The sequence below is a fragment of the Paraburkholderia flagellata genome (genome assembly GCF_021390645.1).
Classification (GTDB): domain Bacteria; phylum Pseudomonadota; class Gammaproteobacteria; order Burkholderiales; family Burkholderiaceae; genus Paraburkholderia; species Paraburkholderia flagellata.
Map to the genome: position 1 here is coordinate 409513 of NZ_JAJEJT010000005.1, position 16261 is coordinate 425773.

At 61.5% G+C, this 16261-nt stretch carries 14 protein-coding genes and 3 pseudogenes; 12 read left to right on the forward strand and 5 right to left on the reverse strand.

The features are described 5' to 3' along the window. The first annotated feature begins 38 nt into the window (after positions 1-38). From L0U83_RS38375 to L0U83_RS38385, 3 genes and pseudogenes are all read left to right on the forward strand, one after another. A complete protein-coding gene (locus tag L0U83_RS38375) occupies positions 39-251 on the forward strand; it encodes a hypothetical protein (RefSeq protein WP_233889809.1) in 213 nt (70 codons plus the stop codon). 44 nt (positions 252-295) lie between these two features. Further along, positions 296-1159, forward strand: a pseudogene (locus L0U83_RS38380) (serine hydrolase domain-containing protein); the annotation flags it as partial. Between the two features lie 65 nt (positions 1160-1224). Then, positions 1225-1539, forward strand: a pseudogene (locus L0U83_RS38385) (NmrA family NAD(P)-binding protein); the annotation flags it as partial. Positions 1540-1561: 22 nt separating this feature from the next. Here L0U83_RS38385 and L0U83_RS38390 read toward each other — a convergent pair. Both L0U83_RS38390 and L0U83_RS38395 read right to left on the reverse strand, forming a co-directional pair. Next, positions 1562-2695: pseudogene (locus L0U83_RS38390) on the reverse strand (amidase); the annotation flags it as partial. Further along, entirely contained in the window at positions 2692-3228 is a 537-nt protein-coding gene (locus L0U83_RS38395) for a nuclear transport factor 2 family protein (protein ID WP_233889811.1), read from the reverse strand. The pseudogene L0U83_RS38390 and the gene L0U83_RS38395, both read right to left, overlap by 4 nt. Positions 3229-3545: 317 nt before the next feature. Here L0U83_RS38395 and L0U83_RS38400 point away from each other — a divergent pair, with 317 nt between their 5' ends. From L0U83_RS38400 to L0U83_RS38425, 6 genes are all read left to right on the forward strand, one after another. After that, positions 3546-4907, forward strand: coding sequence for an MFS transporter (locus tag L0U83_RS38400; RefSeq protein WP_233889812.1), 1362 nt, complete (start codon positions 3546-3548; stop codon positions 4905-4907). A gap of 52 nt (positions 4908-4959) precedes the next feature. Continuing rightward, positions 4960-6177, forward strand: coding sequence for an acyl-CoA dehydrogenase family protein (locus L0U83_RS38405; protein WP_233889813.1), 1218 nt, complete (start codon positions 4960-4962; stop codon positions 6175-6177). Positions 6178-6194: 17 nt separating this feature from the next. Beyond that, positions 6195-6713, forward strand: coding sequence for a 4-hydroxyphenylacetate 3-monooxygenase, reductase component (gene hpaC, locus L0U83_RS38410; protein WP_233889814.1), 519 nt, complete (start codon positions 6195-6197; stop codon positions 6711-6713). Positions 6714-6838: 125 nt separating this feature from the next. After that, positions 6839-7417 (forward strand): EthD family reductase, encoded by a 579-nt coding sequence (locus L0U83_RS38415; protein WP_308445119.1) that lies wholly within the window; start codon positions 6839-6841, stop codon positions 7415-7417. Between the two features lie 95 nt (positions 7418-7512). Further along, positions 7513-8433 (forward strand): LysR family transcriptional regulator, encoded by a 921-nt coding sequence (locus L0U83_RS38420; RefSeq protein WP_233889816.1) that lies wholly within the window; start codon positions 7513-7515, stop codon positions 8431-8433. 134 nt (positions 8434-8567) lie between these two features. Next, a complete protein-coding gene (locus L0U83_RS38425; RefSeq protein ID WP_233889817.1) occupies positions 8568-9875 on the forward strand; it encodes an MFS transporter in 1308 nt (435 codons plus the stop codon). Between the two features lie 490 nt (positions 9876-10365). Here the strand turns inward: L0U83_RS38425 and L0U83_RS38430 are convergent, their stop codons facing one another. Then, the gene (locus tag L0U83_RS38430) at positions 10366-11292 is read right to left on the reverse strand and encodes a LysR family transcriptional regulator (RefSeq protein WP_233890007.1); all 927 of its coding nucleotides are present in this window, start codon (positions 11290-11292) and stop codon (positions 10366-10368) included. 114 nt (positions 11293-11406) lie between these two features. Between L0U83_RS38430 and L0U83_RS38435 the strand changes: the two genes are divergently transcribed. The 3 genes from L0U83_RS38435 to L0U83_RS38445 all read left to right on the forward strand — a co-directional run bounded on the left by L0U83_RS38435 (position 11407) and on the right by L0U83_RS38445 (position 14037). Further along, positions 11407-12456 carry an aromatic ring-hydroxylating dioxygenase subunit alpha gene (locus L0U83_RS38435; RefSeq protein WP_233889818.1) on the forward strand — a complete coding sequence of 350 codons (1050 nt, stop codon included), beginning with the start codon at positions 11407-11409 and terminating at the stop codon, positions 12454-12456. Position 12457: 1 nt separating this feature from the next. Next, on the forward strand, positions 12458-13429 hold the full coding sequence (locus tag L0U83_RS38440) for a PDR/VanB family oxidoreductase (protein WP_233889819.1): 972 nt from the start codon (positions 12458-12460) through the stop codon (positions 13427-13429). A gap of 455 nt (positions 13430-13884) precedes the next feature. Further along, positions 13885-14037, forward strand: coding sequence for a hypothetical protein (locus L0U83_RS38445; protein ID WP_233889820.1), 153 nt, complete (start codon positions 13885-13887; stop codon positions 14035-14037). 39 nt (positions 14038-14076) lie between these two features. On the opposite strand, the gene L0U83_RS38450 is transcribed toward L0U83_RS38445, so the two are convergent. Both L0U83_RS38450 and L0U83_RS38455 read right to left on the reverse strand, forming a co-directional pair. Then, positions 14077-15177 carry a GlxA family transcriptional regulator gene (locus tag L0U83_RS38450; RefSeq protein ID WP_233889821.1) on the reverse strand — a complete coding sequence of 367 codons (1101 nt, stop codon included), beginning with the start codon at positions 15175-15177 and terminating at the stop codon, positions 14077-14079. A gap of 65 nt (positions 15178-15242) precedes the next feature. Beyond that, positions 15243-16244, reverse strand: coding sequence for a LysR substrate-binding domain-containing protein (locus L0U83_RS38455; protein ID WP_233889822.1), 1002 nt, complete (start codon positions 16242-16244; stop codon positions 15243-15245). Positions 16245-16261 lie beyond the last annotated feature (17 nt).

Sequence of the window (16261 nt, forward strand, 5' to 3'; positions counted from 1 at the left end):
CACCGGGCACGACTCATGCACAGGTCCGCGAGTAAATCGTGCAACTCGAGCGTGCCGGGTATCAACCGGCACTCGTCGACAACGCCCATTACCCGGATGACCGCCTCGCAGCCGATGCGCGAATTCGCGCGGCCGGCGGTGCCAATTCGCATGCCGTCAACGCCACAGGTGGCGTGAAGGATGGTCGGTCCACTTCGGGGAATCGCCTCGGCGCGAATGGCTCGCAGAGCGCGTTGTTCGCGCGTCATTGAGACACCGTGATGCCACGATTTAATCAGTCGTAGAAGAGTGAAAAATGACGGTACTTTTGAATCGGCGTCGGCTTCTGAAAAGTGCGCCGAGCCTGTTGACCGTCGCGACGCTTGGCGCTTTCGCAAGCCGGAACGCGCAAGCCACGCCGCAACGCGCACCGGAAGACGCAGCGCGGGTCCAGCACCCCGCCTACGCGTCGATCGATCAATGCCTGCAACTGGCGGTCGACGACGGCACGGTAACCGGTGTTGTCGCCATGGGTGCCACGGAGCGCGGACTCGTGTACGAGGGAGCGCGTGGCTGGGCGAATCTTCACACTCGTGACGCCCTCAGTCCCGATACGATCGTCTGGCTTCTGTCGATGACTAAGGCGATTACCGCAACCGCGTGCATGCAACTCGTCGAACAGGGCAGGCTGCGCCTGGATCAGCCCGCGGGCGAGATCCTGCCGCAGTTGAGGTCGCCCCGGATCCTCGACGGGTTCGACACTTCGGGACAGCCAAAGCTGCGACCTGCGCGCAATACGATCACGGTGCGTCATCTGCTCACGCATACCTCGGGCTTAACGTACAGCATCTGGAGCGACGAGATCAGTCAGTACGAGAAGGTGACGGGCATGCCCGACATCGGCTACTCGATGAACGGCGCATTCGCGGCGCCGCTCGAGTTCGAGCCGGGCGAACGCTGGGAGTACGGCATCAGCATGGACTGGGTCGGCAAGCTGGTGGAGGCCCTGACCGACCAGTCGCTGGAAGTCTACTTCCGCGAGCACATCTTCAAGCCGCCAGGCATGCGCAATACGGGCTTCCTCATCGGCAGTGCGCAGAAAGCGCGCGTCGCAACCATGTACAGACGTCAGGCAGATGGCTCACTGGTGCCCGAGCCGTTCGAGATCAACAAGAGTCCCGCGCCTGGCCGTCACAACTTCGCAACGCGGCGCCCCCTCTTCACCCATGCAAGGAGCATTGAGCGATGTATGCAATTACCGGAATCACAGGCAAGGTCGGCGGCATACTTGCCCGCCATCTTCTCTCCACGGGTCAGCCGGTGCGCGCGGTGGTGCGCGACGCCTCGCGGGCAGCGATATGGGCGGAGCGCGGCTGCGAACTCGCGACGGCGCGCATGGAAGACGCTTCGTCGCTCGCCGCCGCTTTCGAAGGCACAACGGGCGTTTTCATTCTGCCGCCTTCGGATTTCGATCCGGCGCCCGGGTTTCCCGAAGCGCGCGTCGTGATCGATGCTAGACCGGCTCCCGTGGGGATCTGCGGGTGTCGCCAAACGGTGGGAGGTTCGCCGTGGTAATGGGGGACGCCAGCAATGCAGCTTCGACGTGTGTGGCGACTCCGCACACCAGTTCGTCGGCGCCATGGCGTCCGACAATTTGCAGTCCTGCTCGAAGCGGCACGCCTACGACGGGTACCGGGAGGCTGATTGCCGGGTGCCCGCTCAGATTGAACGGCCGTATGAGCGACGACATGGCTATCACCGACGTCCCATTGCGCGCCTGCTCGAGCGTGATCGGAAAATCAGGCAGCGTGGGCATGACGAGCACGTCGACGGTTGCCAGCAGCCGGTCGACTGCAGCGCTAAACGTATCGCGCACGCGTTCTGCATTCGCCACGTCGTCTGCCGACGTGGTTGCCGCGGCGCGCAGCCGGTTTTCGAGATCCGGTTGGAGAAGGCCCTTGCCGACAAGGTGGCCAAATGCGCGCGACGTTTCGGCATTGATGATTGCCAAGCCTGCTGAAAATGCTTCTGCAAGACCCGCAAGCTCGACGGCTTCGCACGGGTTCCCCGCCTTCTTTACGGCGTCTTCAACCGCTCTGATAATCTCGGGCCGGGCGTCAACCCGCACGACTCCAACGCGGCTCGATGCACTCCCGAACTCAGCTTTTCGCTGGTCGAAGGCGCTGCTGATTGCACTCATGGCACGGACCATCGTCCGCATGTCGCGCGCAAACGGGCCCACGCAGTCCAGCGTGGTTTCAATCGGCGCCACGCCAAGCCGACTGACGCGGCCGAACGTTGGCTTCATACCGATGACACCGCAACAGGCAGCCGGGCCGCGGATTGAGCCACCGGTGTCGGTACCGAGCGCGGCATCGGCGATACCCGCGCCAACGGCGGACGCCGACCCGCTCGATGAGCCGCCCGGAATGCGCAACGGGTCCTGGGGGTTGAGTGGCGTCCCCGTGTAGTCGTTGATGCCTGTCATGCCGAACGCGAGTTCGTGCATATTGGCTTTGCCGACGATTCGCCAACCCGCGGCGAGCAACCTTTGGACAACCTCCGCATGATGTGCCGCCGGCTCGACGCCGGCCAGGGCCCGGCTCGCGCCCGTGGTCCGGTGACCGGCAATGTCGATCGTATCCTTGATGACGATGGTAGGGCTGGCTTCTTCAGTACCGCCAATTGAAAGTGTCTCAAGCAGTGCACTTGTCATGCCTTCTCCTGTTGAGGCGCGGGAAGATCGGCTCGCGGGTTGACGGACCAGGGCGCATCGAACATGCGCTCGGTGCGAAAGTGCACGATGAGCCAGTCCTGGCCATTTGCGGCGGGCGCGAAATGGACTTCGAGACGCGCGCCGATCAGTTCCGCACGGCCATCCACATAGCCGGAGGCTTGCATCATGATCCAACGGCCTGTCGCGCGAGCGCCATCGACGTGAATGGTTTCCGAAGTGACGAAGTGCACGTTCGTCGTGAAATGCGGTGTCGGCGGCAGGTACTGCGAGAGCATGGCGACGATAGTCGCGCGGCCGACCGATCGTCCGAACGTTTGAGCGTAGTGTGTGCCAACACCTTCCCAGATCGCATCCTCGGCGAACAGCGCGCCCAGAGACTCGCTTTCGAGTGCGGACGCGGGGACGTCGCATAACGCCATGTACCGCGTGAACGTCTTACGTATGGCGCGTTCGGCTTCCAGCCCGGCTATGCGCGCTTCCAGCGTCGCCAACCGCTCGTGAATTTCGTTCATCTTGCTAACTCATGCGTTGTCGTCCGACGCAAGACAGAATCGTCTCGGCTTGTGGACCTGGATCCACAAATTAGCGAGCCGTGTGGCCGGCTGTCAAATCAGTCATTTATGCCGACCTTCATCCATGGGATGGATTTCGGAGTGGGACTGAATGGGTCGTGACGATCATGAAGCGCATTCATAGTCCCCATTTTTGGCCCGAATTTGACCGGTGATTACGTCGCTCATATCGTTCGACCATGCATCCCGATGTGATTCACCCGTGCCGCCCGGATCGTCGCTGTGCGGAATCCTCAACCTCGTGCACATCACCAACCATGAACCCAGATGCCGTCAGTTCCGACCTGAGTGCTCCCGTCGCCCCGCACCGCCCGGCGCGTCCGGCACGTGCGGTCCGTCGAGCCGTGACCACCGCCGTACTCGGACAGATACTCGAGTGGTACGACTTTTTTCTCTACGGCACCGCAGCCGCGCTGGTGTTCGGCAAGCTTTTCTTTCCCGTGGGCAGCGACCCGCTCACGGGCACCATCGCAGCATTCGGCGGCTTCACTGTTGGCTTTATCGCGAGGCCGATCGGTGGAGTACTGTGCGGGCACCTGGGTGATCGTTACGGTCGCAAGCACGTAATGATGCTCACGCTCCTGACGATGGGCACGGCGACCGTGCTGATGGGCGTGCTGCCGACATTTCACCAGATCGGCATTGCGGCGCCTGTGTTGCTCGTGATGCTGCGCATTCTCCAGGGACTGGCTGCGGGCGGCGAGTGGAGCGGCAGCATCCTGCTCATCCACGAAAGCGCGCCGGCGGCGAAGCGCGGCGCACTGGCCGCATGGAGCCCGAGTGGCGCGGCGTTCGGCTTCGTGCTTTCCACAGGCGCCTTTCTGCTTGCCCAACACCTGTCTGCCGCTGACTTCCAGAGCTGGGGCTGGCGCGTGCCCTTCCTCGCCAGCGCAGCGCTCGTCGCACTTGGCTTGTGGATGCGCCGCTCCGTGAGCGAGAGCACGGCATTCGCTGAAGTGAAGGCAACGCGCCACGAAAGCCGCATGCCCGTTCTCGACGTCTTGCGCCAGTGTCCGCGCGAGGTGCTGACCGTTTTCGGCCTACGCTTCGGTGAAGGTGGCGCATCGTACATCTTCTTCGCGTTCTCGATCGCATACGGCCAGTTTCTGGGGGTGAAATCGTCGTGGATACTCGGCGGCCTCACACTCTCGATGCTGCTGATGATTCCGGTTGCGCTGCTCGTCGGCCACATCACCGACAAGGTGGGGCGCAAGCCGGTTTATCTGATTGGCGCCATCGCCATGGTGCTCGTGGCGTGGCCCTACTTCGCGCTCCTCGGCTCGGGCGAGTACTGGAAGGTCATCACTGCCCTCCTGCTCGCGAACAGCCTGACGCTCGGCATTCTGGAAGGCGCGCAACCGGCCTTCATCAGCGAGTTGCTGCCCGTTCATCTGCGCTTCTCGGGGCTCGGAATCGGGCGGGAACTCTCCTCGGTGCTGGGAGGCGGCCTCTCGCCGATGATCGCCACGGGCCTGCTCGCCCACTATCGCAGCGCGGTGCCTGTCGCGCTCTATCTCGGCGCGCTCGGATTGATCACGGTTGTCGCCACATGCTTCGCTCCCGAGACATTTCCCAAAGCCATGCGCGCGAAGGCCAATCTGGACTCCGAATCACATTGACGGCCATGCCACGTCGCTCGAACCGTTCCCCATTCATCAAAAGGTATCTCGTATGCACGCCCTGCAGATTGCCAGCTCCACTGCCGAATCCAACCATGTCCGGACCTTCGCCGCACACGATGACTATCCGGAGTATCCGGGTTCGCTTTCACTCGATGCCCTGATCGACGAAGTCGAGCGCCGGCGCGACGATTTCGACGCACTCTCGTACGTCCCACGCGACATGGTCGCGAAGATGAAGCGCGCCGGCATCTTCCGGGCCGGCACGCCACGGCGTTTCGGCGGCGATGCGCTGCCGCCTCACCAGTTCCTCGCGTCGCTCGAACGCATCGCCATCGCCGATGGATCCACCGCCTGGGTCGCGGCGTTTGGTTCGGCGAATACGTATCTCGCATCGCTGCCTGTCGAAACCCAGGCAAAACTCTATGCGACCGGACCGGACCAGGTGTTCGCGGGCGGCCTCTATCCGCTGCAAAAGGCGGTCCGCGTGCCCGGCGGCTTCACGGTTAGCGGCCAATGGCGGTTCGCAAGCGGCTGCAAGGGAGCCGACTGGATTGGCGTGGGCATCGGCGGCGCGCCTGGCGGCGCCAACGACCCGAATGCAGGCAAGCCCTTCACTGCCGTCTTTCCTTCCAGCGAAGTCGAGATCGTCGATAACTGGAACGTCGTGGGCATGCAGGGCACGGGCAGCCACGACCTTCGCCTGAAGGACAAGTTCGTCGACGAGCAGTGGACCTTCGTGCGAGGCGGCGCAGCCACGATCGATGAACCGCTTTATCGCTATCCGACCGTCACCTATCAGGCGCAAGTCCATGCGGCCGTAAACATCGGTCTCGCGCGCGCCGCGCTCGATCTGCTCGCGGGCATGTCGGGCGTGACCCAGACCACGACCGGCGCACCGCGCCTCGCCGACCGGGCCTACTATCGCTCGGGCCTTGCGCAAGCCGAAGCCCGCTTGCGCAGCGCCCGCGCCTTCTTCTTCGAATCCGCTGAAGCGGCCTGGCGAACGATCCTTGCGGGTGATCCCGTCACTCCGGCCGAGGCCAATATCCTGCGCCTGAGCGCAACGTACGCGGCGCACACCTGCGCAGACGTCGTGATGGAGGCGTACAAGATGGCGGGGATCGGCGCGATCTACCGCGAGAGCCGCCTGCAGCGCCTCGTGCGCGACTCAATTGTGGTGACGCAGCACGCGTTCCTTGGTGAGGGCACCTACGACGCATCCGGGGCACTGTTCGTGGGCATCCCGCCCGTGACCCCCTACCCCTGATCGAGGAGGCGAGAACCATGATCCAGGAAGACATGCGACTGCACTTTCGCAATGCGATGGCCTCGCTCGCGGCGGCCGTCAACGTGATCACGACCGACGGTCCGCAGGGCCGCTGCGGTATCACGGCAAGTGCAGTCTGCTCCGTGACGGATACGCCGCCGACCATGCTCGTCTGCATCAATCAGTCGAGCTACGTGCACGACGTCCTGCACGGCAACCGGCAGGTCTGCATCAACGTGCTCGGCTCGCGCGGCCAGGAACTGGCGCGCCTGTTCGCGGGCATGACCGGCTGCTCGATGGAAGAGCGCTTCGCACACTGCGCATGGCAACCCGGGCAGCTTTGCGTCCCGGTGTTGACGGATGCAATCGCGACCCTTGAGGGCACCGTCTGCGAAAGCAAAACCGTGGGATCGCACTCGGTGATCTTCGTTCGTATCGAGCATATTGCCTTGCGCGACGAAGGTGAAGGTCTGATCTATTTCGGGCGGCAGTTCCACAGCCTCGCTCGCGCGGCGGCTACCTGCGCAGCGGGGTGAGCATGCCATTCTGTCTGTTCCTCACGGGAGCCTGTGCCGTCGCGCCACCGCTCGACGTCAGTGCGTTGCTGAGTGAAGCCAGGAGGGTCGATGGCCTTCGCCGGCTGGTCGCACACGTACCGGCAATGACCCCGGTCGATCCGCGGATCGAACCGGATCCGAACGCACCTTCGTGCATACTGCAATGGTACTTCGACGCTCTCGCGGATCTCGAAGGCGCGCTCGGGCCAGAAGGCGCGATACATCGCGCGTTGCAAGCCGCAGCAATCGAAAAGCTCGACAGGCATTCGCTCGCGCAGCAGACCATGGCTGTGCGGACGTTCGTGCCGCCGCAGCACATGCCGCTGAATGACGACATGGAACGCTGCAGCTATATGGTCGCCTACGAGGGCCCAGCCGACGACTTCGAAGCGTGGCTCACACATTATCTGACGCATCATCCGCCGTTGATGCTGCAACTGCCGGCGTTGCGCGAGTTGGAGATCTACACCCCTGTCGAGAGCCGCAGCGCATTGCCTCTCGCTTGCGCCGCCTTCATGCAACGCAACAAGGTCGTTTTCGACGACGCGCACGCACTGACCGAGGCGCTCGCCTCGCCGGTACGCGATGCGATGCGGCGCGACTTTCATGCTTTGCCGCCGTATGGCGGGGCAACCCCGCATTACCCGATGCGCAGCATTTACGGTAAATTTGCAGCACTGTGACCGGCTTTCGCAGCGTCGTCGAAACCTGGGGGCGTCAAGGCCGGCATGATTCCCCTGGCGCGCTGCACGCGCGCAGTCAACTCGAGAAGCAGTGGATGAGTCAACCGAACCTCGCCGGTGTCGACCTGAACCTGTTGCGGGTATTCCTGGCAATCTGGGATCTGCGCAGCCTGACGGCAGCTGGGGAACGGCTCGCGCTCACGCAGTCTGCCGTCAGTCACGCGCTACGGCGGCTGCGCACGCTCTTCGACGATCCGCTCTTCGCGCGCACGCCGAACGGCATGGTGCCGACCGATGCCGCATTCCGCCTCTATCCGCCGCTCGCTCAGGCGTTCGCGATGATCAACGAGGCCGTCCAGCAACTCGCGCACTTCGAGCCCGCCACGGCCCAGCGCGTCTTCCGCATTTCGATGTCGGACATGTCCGAGTTCTATTTCCTGCCGCCCCTGCTCGCCATGCTCGATCACGAGACGCGCGGTATCCGTATCGAAGTGACGAATGTGCCGGTCGAATCGGTGAGCGTGGCCATGCGCGCCGGCGAAATCGACCTTGCGCTGGGCTACGTACCCGGACTCGATAGCAACTGCACGACGCAGACGCTCTTCGTGGACGAACACGTCTGTGTCGTGCGCTCGGGACACCCCTTGCGAAAGACGAAGCCCACGCGCGAAGACCTGATGGGCCTCCGCTATGTCTATGCGAGCACCAACGCGACGGGCCATCGCATGGTCGAACAATGGCTTGACGAGTTGAATTTCAAGCGCGAAGTGGTGCTCCGGCTGCCGCATTTCGTCGTCGCGCCGGAAATCGTGATGAACACGGATCTGGCGGTCATTTTCCCGAGAAGCATTGCGCAGCGCTTCAACCGCGGCAAGGCCTTTCGCATCCTGCCACTGCCGTTCAAGCTCCCACCCATTGAAATCCAGGTGCATTCACACACGCAGTTCGCCTCTGATCCGGGGATCGCCTGGCTGCGGGAGACCATCTACACCATGTTTCGCCGGCCCGAGGCCTGACACCCATCCATTGTGCTGATGGCAGCACCCGATTTCGGTTGATTTGACGCCGCATACCTGTGCATCGACACTGCCAGCCATAAGCCGCCCACCTGGAGTGGACGCGCGCACTGAACCTTTCAACGCGAGTACATATGGCTTCCGTTCACTCCCCGGCTTCCGCGACACACGCGGCTGCGCACTCCGAGCGCCCCCTCAAACGCATCGTGATCGCGTCCGTAGCGGGCAACGCGATGGAATGGTATGACTTCTTCGTTTACAGCACGGCTGCTGCGCTCGTATTCGGACAACTGTTCTTTCCGCCGGACGCAGACCCACTCGTCGGTACGCTGGGTGCGTTCGCGGCCTTCGCGATCGGCTTCATCGCACGCCCGCTAGGCGGGGTCGTCTTCGGCCATATTGGCGATCGCTACGGACGGCGCGCGTCGCTAGTCTGGACATTGCTGATCATGGGCGCGGCGACCTTCGGCATCGGCCTGCTCCCGGGCTATGGCCAGGTGGGCATGTGGGCGCCCGCTGCGCTCGTCGCGCTGCGGGTATTCCAGGGCATTGCGTCAGGCGGCGAATGGGGCGGCGGCGTCCTGATGATCAGCGAGAGTGCGCCGCCGGAAAAGCGCGGCTACTACGCGGCATGGAGCCAGCTGGGCGTGGGCGGCGGCTTTGTGCTCTCCTCCGCGGCGTTTCTTGCAGTCGAGGCGCTGCCCCGCGAGCAATTCCTCGCGTGGGGATGGCGTCTGCCATTTCTCGCGAGTATTCTCATCTTCGCAATCGGCGTGTATATCCGCCGTCGGCTCCCCGAAAGCCGCGACTTCGCGAATGCCGAACAGGCAGGCAAGACATCGCACATGCCGGTGCTCGAAGTCATCAGGCGCCACCCGAAAGAGATCCTGATGGCAATGGGTCTGCGCGTTGCGGAGAATGGGGGCGCCTACATCTTCCTCGCGTTTTCACTCGTATACGGCAAGTTCGCGGGCATCCCGAACTCCACGATGCTCACGGGCGTGATGCTCGCCATGATTGTCGAGATGGGGGCCATGCTGGCGTGGGGCCGGCTCTCGGATCGTATCGGGCGCAAGCCTGTCTATATGATTGGCGCGCTTTCGCTGGTCGCCATGGCGTTTCCGTTCTTCTGGCTGCTCAACACGCATTCCACGCCACTCATCTGGCTCGCGCTCGTGGCAGGCACCGCAATATGTCACGGCGCGATGATCGGTACACTGCCCGCGCTGGTTGGCGAACTTTTCAGCACTGAGGTGCGCTATTCGGGTGTTGCGCTAGGTCACGAAGTCGCGTCGATTTTCGCGGGCGGACTTTCTCCGTTGATCGCCACGGCACTGCTCTCCCGCTTTCATGCGTACTGGCCGGTGTCGCTCTTTCTAGCCGCTCTGGGTCTCGTGACTGTCGTCACGCTCAAATTTACGCGCGAGACGCGCCGGGTGTAGTGCGGCCAGCAGCCCCTCTTGGCATCATTGTGAAACTCGTTGCTTTCGCAACTTGCCGAACTGGCACATTCGCGTCAAAGCCGCTTTTCAAACGCCGCCCTTCGCGCAGTGCAGCCCCTCTCCTATGCACGGGTATTCGGTGCTACTGCGCGATGCCGCCATCGAACTGGCCGGATTGAGCAATGTAGCGAGATTCCCCAGTTGGCCGCCTCTCGGCAAGAGATGACGCGGAACGAGGCTGACGCCCTCCGTTCACTGCAAAAGCGCCGCTCACATGCGTCGTCGGTCGAACGCTCAAGCGTCGGCTCCGTCCGGTGAATGGCCATCCAGGCGCAATCGGCAAATACTCGTCTGCGGGCGAAAACCCATCGTGAGGACAGACGCGACGGCGGGATACTGCTGCGACCGTGGCGTATCCTCCGGAAGCGTCTGGTTGACTCCGGAACCCTTCGTCACGGTGGCACGAGTCCGTGTGGAGACTCGGGGCCGATCACTGCCCGGAGATGTCGGGATAACGCTCAAAAGTCTCTTTGATGAGATGACGCAGCCAGACATTCGCGGGGTCCGCATTGAAGCGGGAATGCCAATGCTGTCGGAGTGCAAACGGCGGCAGCGGCACTGGCGGAGGCACGATCCTGACAGTGCCGAGTTTCGAGAAGACCGTCCCGAGTTCGAGCGGGACCGTCGCGATAAGGTCGGGATACGCATCAATCAGATGGGGCACTGCAAGGAAGTGCGGCGTCGTGAGATAGATGTTCCTTTTGATGCCGTAGGCGTCGAATGCGTTGTCGTACGCTGCACTGGCTCGCCCTGTCAGTGAAACGACGATCTGCGGCATCGTCTCGAACTGTGCGCGAGTCAACGTCTTCCCGACCTTTCGGTTGCGTACGCTGACGAGCGTAACGAACGAATGCATGAATAGCTGCTGCTGGAAGAGGCCTTCGGGAGCCGCGTGGATCGAACCGAGGGCGAGATCTGCATCACCCGAGGACAGCATGCCTTCGATCTGCTCCAGCGGAACCTGCACCGAGCGTATCGTGCAGTTTGGAGCGAGCTTTCTCAGCATGCGGATCAACGGCGGCAAAAAGACCAGCTCGCCCATGTCAGTCATGCAAAGCACAAACGTGCGTTGTGCCGTCAGCGGATCGAAGCGAGCCTCCGCCACGACGTTCTGCCGGATCGCCGCAATCACCTCGGAAATCGTCGCACCAAGCTGATCGCCCTTTGGCGTCGGCGTCATGCCATCTGGCGTCTTCACGAACAGCGGGTCGTCGAAGAACGCGCGCAACCGGTTAAGCGCGTGACTCATCGCGCCTTGCGTCAAACCAACATCCTGCGCTGCCCGCGTCACGCTCCGCTCACGTAGCAGCGCGTCGAAAACGACCAGCAGGTTCAGATCGAGGTCTCTGATATGCATTGCGTGCATTCTCTGTATTAACGCCATTAGCTTGACGCATGATTACGGCAAACCTATCGTGCAGTCAAGCGCTGGAAGTCGAGAGCAAAAGCAAATATCGAAGGAGACAAACACATGTTCATCGCGAACACCTGGTACGTAGCCGCCTGGTCACATGAAGTCGCGCCCGATGCGTTGTTCTCGCGGGTTATCACGGGGACGCCTGTCGTGATGTACCGCAAGGATGATGGGACACTCGTTGCACTCGAAGACCGTTGCTGTCATCGAGGTGCGCCACTTTCGGTCGGGCGTCGTGAAGGCGACTGCGTGCGATGCATGTATCACGGGTTGAAGTTCGACAGTGCGGGCGCATGCGTGGAAGCTCCGGCACAGCAGAGAGTTCCGCCACGCGCCAGAGTCAAGAGCTATCCCGTTGTCGAACGCCATCGATGGATCTGGATCTGGATGGGCGATCCTGCGTTGGCTGACCCTGAGGCTATTCCTGATACGCACTGGCTTGACGATCCTGCATGGCGCAGTCTTCCCGGATACATTCACTACGACGTGAACTATCTGCTGATCTGCGACAACCTGCTCGATTTTTCACATCTCCCGTTCGTCCATCCGACGACGCTCGGTGGCTCCGAAGATTATGCGAGCGTTCAGCCGAAAGTCGAGCGTATCGACAACGGCGTACGCGTCACCCGCTGGACGATCAACACCGATGCGCCCGCCTTCGCCGCCGCGGTGAAAGAGTGGCCCGGCAAGGTGGATCGATGGAACATTTACGATTTCACGTTACCTGCCATTCTTCGCATGGACTCCGGAATGGCGCCTACCGGCACGGGCGCTCGCGAGGGCACCCGAGTCGACGCAGCGGAGTTTCGCGGATGTCAGGCCTTGACGCCTGAAACTGAGAATTCGACGCACTACTTCTTTGGCCACCCTCACAACTTTGCAATTGAACAACCGGAAGTTACCCGGTTGATTCACCAGTCCGTCGTCGACGCGTTTGACGAAGACCGCGACATCATCACGGCGCAGCAAAGGAATCTCGCGCTCGATCCTGGGTTCGAGATGACGCCGTTCGGTATCGATTCGGCACTTTCGCAGTTCCGCTGGGCCGTGAATCAACGGCTCGAGGAAGAGAGTCGTGCACGGCAGCAATCAGTCAAAGAGGACTGACATGATCAAGGTAAGGGTAGCCGCGCTGAAACACGAGGCTGAAGGCGTTGTTGGGGTCGAACTGCGCGCCGCCGATGGTTCTCTTCTCCCCCCCTTCGAACCGGGCGCACACATCGATGTCTGTCTGCCGAATGAGAAAACGCGTCAGTATTCACTGTGCAACGACGCGGCCGACACGTCGCGGTACTGTCTAGGCGTCGGCCGTTCTGCAATGTCGCGAGGTGGGTCGGCGTATATCCATGAAAAGCTGCGGGTGGGCGACTTTTTGACGATCAGCGAGCCGCGCACGCTGTTCCAATTGTCTCCCGAAGCATCGCGACACCGGTTCATAGCGGGTGGTATCGGAATCACGCCGATACTTGCCATGATCCGATCGTGCGTGCGTCATGAGATCCCGTGGGATCTGCACTATTGTGTTCGTTCGCGCTCGCATGCGGCCTACCTCGATGAGCTCAGTTCGCTCGGTGGACGCATACATCTGCATGCCGACGATGAAGAGACTGTGCCCCTTCCACGAGACGTGGGCGCAATGATGCGCGATGTGGATGCACGGGAACACATTTATTGTTGTGGCCCTATCGGGCTTATGGACGCCGTGTTGGCGTACGGGAAGCAAAATACTGTTCCGCCCGATCGAATTCACTTTGAACGATTTGCCGCGCCGCCGAACGAAGCGCAGGGCAGCGGTGCATCTGCCAATGAGAACAAGTCATTTACAGTGGTCCTCGCAAGGCGAGAATTGCGGTGCATCGTTCGGCCCGACGAATCGATCCTGGAAAGCCTTGAACGACATGGCGTGCGTGCCACGTTTTCATGCAGGGAGGGACTGTGTCGAAGTTGCGAAGTCGCCCTGCTGTCGGGCGAGGCGGACCATCACGATTACGTTTTAACCGACGACGAACAGCTAACGAATGCATCACTGATGATCTGCGTCTCTCGGGCCCGATCAAGCGAGCTGGTAATTGACCTGTAGAGTCGCGGATGGCGGTCCGCTTCTTCCACGCATCGATGCGGGATATGCAGCCGCTTACCGCTATTAAAGCGGCCGAGTGTAAGCGACTAAAGTTTTCCCCAGAGATCGACATGCGACGCGCCCATTTAGATACAAGCCTTCTTATCGCGCCCCGGGGAAGATCAGAAATGCAAGTCGAGCACGCTAGTCTTCCCATCATGTGACAGGCACTATATTCACGCCATTGCTTAGCTATCCGATGCAAATAATTGGGACATTGACTCTGCATTCAAGAAGTTCTGACAGCCAGTCATTGCAGCAGACGGATGCTGCTTCAGGAATTGCTCGATCTTGATGTCGTCTTCCATCGCAACGTCGATTCGCCTCGCAATCGGATCGCGAGGACTCCGCCTCAACGCCCGTGCAGAAACTGAGCTCCTTCAGGTCCTTGCTTCCCATCAAGCAACTGGTCACCGATGTTCCCGCGTACCATGCCGATGATATGCGCCGAAAACCAAATCGGTGGAGAAGACGATACGCAAGGCTTCAAGCTCAACCAGCAAGTCATGCTCACCGAGAATGCGTGCGCCTCTTTGATCGGTTGCGCCTTCGAGACCGAGTCGCTGTGACCCGTGGCGTGCGGCACCCGGGGCCGCACTTCGCGCTCGTTATGATGTGCCCAGTTGCCGAACTGGCGCCTCGGCATATTCATCAGATAACCGCGCGTCCGGCTCTGGTGTGCCCAGTAGCGCCTCATGAGCATTCGGAAGCCGCGTCGTGCGATATTCGTTGGGCGACTCCCCAAACTCCTTGCGGAACTCGCGGCCGAGATGCGATGCGTCGGAAAAACCGCATGACGAAGCAATATCCGCAACCGTGCGGTCCGAACTCGTCAACAGCCACGATGCCATGCGTATGCGAATCTGCCGCGCGTACGCGCCCGGAGATTTACCGGTTTCCGTCGTGAAAAGGCGTTCGATCTGGCGGACCGAGACATCGAGACGATGCGCCAGGTCCGGCAAACTCAGAGGCTGGCCAACGTGTTGCTCCATCAGCAAAATCGCGCGCCTGACCTTGGGATGCGTGGCGGGCTCGAGGCCCGGAGGATGCGGTTGCGGCGCGTTGCCTTTTTGCGCATCGTCCACGAGCAGAATACGCAGCGCCTTGCGAACTATCGTGGCCTCGACATGGCGCAACAGAATAGCCGCGGCAACGTCGATCGACGCACGGCCGCCGGAACACGTAATGCGCCTTCTGTCGATCACAAAGAGCCGGTCAGCAACGAGGTCACGCTCATCGACTTGCGGGAAACGCTCCACGAAATCCCAATAGTGGAACCAGCTTACGCAAATTCGATATCCGTTCATCACGCCCGCGCGAGCAAGTGCGAATGCACCTGTGCAGAGTCCCACGAGCGTGGCCGGTGTTTCGGCCATCGCGCGAATGAAGGCGAGTGTCGCGTCGCTGGCAGGCGGCCCCGAATGCAGCAGTCCGCCGACTATCACCACATAGTCGAACGCCTCGGCCGCATCGAAAGTTGTCCACGGTGTGATCTGGATGCCGCAACTCGCCCGAACCGGAACAAGATTCTCTCCGACGATAGTCCATGAGCACCGCACGGGGCGGCTCATGTCGCCTTCGTCGCTTGCGAGTCTGAGCAGGTCGACGAATCCGGAAAAGGCGGTCAACGTGAAGTTGGGCAATAGCACGATCCCGAAGCGCAGCCGCCTCGCGGTCGGGGCTTCGCTGTCAATCGTGGGGTGAACCATGGGGACCGCCTCTGCAAATGCATTCCAAACAATCGATACGGTCGAAACCTGTTACCAGCTACCCGTTAGCCTGTGACCGCGGCACCGGCGTCGATCCAGTCGCGCATCATTGCACCGGCTTCTTCACTGAGCCAGTTGCGAAACTTCAGATACTCGGTACGAGGCCGCGCATTCCGGTGCGTGATCAAATAGTGGTAGCGGTCTCTGAAGACGAGCGCATCGGGAACTGGCCGTATCAGGCGTCCTTGCTCGACCTGGAGGTGGAGCAGATGATGCCAGCCTAGCAACGTCCCTTCGCCGGCTTCCGCCTGCGCGACGAGGAGCCGATAGTCGTTGCTCTCCAGATGCCTGTTGTCAGCCAGGATGTCCGTGCCGTCGCCCTGCTGAAACCAGTTGCGCCACACTCGCCAATCCACGTGTTCACAGACCTGGGCGCGCCCGAGCAACGAGAGATTCAACGTGGGTTGCGTAAGCAGATCAAGCGGCTTGAGTTTCTTGCCGCGAAAATGCCGGTCGTAAAACGTCGGACTGCAAACCGGGTAGACGACATCATGAAATAGCGGTTCGACCTCATATTCCGGCTCACGCGGCGGATTCTTCGTGATGATGATGTCGGGCTCCATGAGCTCGTCCAGCTCCATGAAGTGCTCGGTGACCATCACGTGCAGCCGGATATCGGGAAAGCGCTCGCGAAACGCGGGCAGGCGCTGCGACAACCACAGGGCCGAGAACGTATGCGAGACGCAAATCGTCAACGCGTGCCGGTCCGTGCGACGCACCGCCTCTGCCGCTTCGGCGATATTCATGATGGAGAGGTACGACGCGTTGTAAAGAATGCGTCCGGCGTCGGTCAGCGCGATATGCCGGCCGGTGCGCTCGAACAGCGCGACATCGAGCGAATCTTCGAGCTCCTTGATTTGTCTGCTGATTGCCGCCTGCGTGACGCATAGCACCTCCGCCGCCTGCGTGAAGCTTTCGTATCGCGCCGCCGTCACGAAGCATCGGAGTGCCCGCAGCGACGGCATCTGGGCGAGGAGTCTGTCTGCGAATAGCTGCTTCTTTAACATGGCTTACGCTCTTTGAA

Bases quoted from the DNA above. Each gene is read 5' to 3' on its own strand.
- L0U83_RS38430 (WP_233890007.1), bottom strand. From the start codon at position 11,292: ATGCATATCAGAGACCTCGATCTGAACCTGCTGGTCGTTTTCGACGCG.
- L0U83_RS38405 (WP_233889813.1), top strand. From the start codon at position 4,960: ATGCACGCCCTGCAGATTGCCAGCTCCACTGCCGAATCCAACCATGTC.
- L0U83_RS38435 (WP_233889818.1), top strand. From the start codon at position 11,407: ATGTTCATCGCGAACACCTGGTACGTAGCCGCCTGGTCACATGAAGTC.
- L0U83_RS38420 (WP_233889816.1), top strand. From the start codon at position 7,513: ATGAGTCAACCGAACCTCGCCGGTGTCGACCTGAACCTGTTGCGGGTA.
- L0U83_RS38450 (WP_233889821.1), bottom strand. From the start codon at position 15,177: ATGGTTCACCCCACGATTGACAGCGAAGCCCCGACCGCGAGGCGGCTG.
- L0U83_RS38440 (WP_233889819.1), top strand. From the start codon at position 12,458: ATGATCAAGGTAAGGGTAGCCGCGCTGAAACACGAGGCTGAAGGCGTT.
- L0U83_RS38445 (WP_233889820.1), top strand. From the start codon at position 13,885: ATGTTCCCGCGTACCATGCCGATGATATGCGCCGAAAACCAAATCGGT.
- L0U83_RS38395 (WP_233889811.1), bottom strand. From the start codon at position 3,228: ATGAACGAAATTCACGAGCGGTTGGCGACGCTGGAAGCGCGCATAGCC.
- hpaC (WP_233889814.1), top strand. From the start codon at position 6,195: ATGATCCAGGAAGACATGCGACTGCACTTTCGCAATGCGATGGCCTCG.
- L0U83_RS38400 (WP_233889812.1), top strand. From the start codon at position 3,546: ATGAACCCAGATGCCGTCAGTTCCGACCTGAGTGCTCCCGTCGCCCCG.
- L0U83_RS38455 (WP_233889822.1), bottom strand. From the start codon at position 16,244: ATGTTAAAGAAGCAGCTATTCGCAGACAGACTCCTCGCCCAGATGCCG.
- L0U83_RS38425 (WP_233889817.1), top strand. From the start codon at position 8,568: ATGGCTTCCGTTCACTCCCCGGCTTCCGCGACACACGCGGCTGCGCAC.
- L0U83_RS38415 (WP_308445119.1), top strand. From the start codon at position 6,839: ATGACCCCGGTCGATCCGCGGATCGAACCGGATCCGAACGCACCTTCG.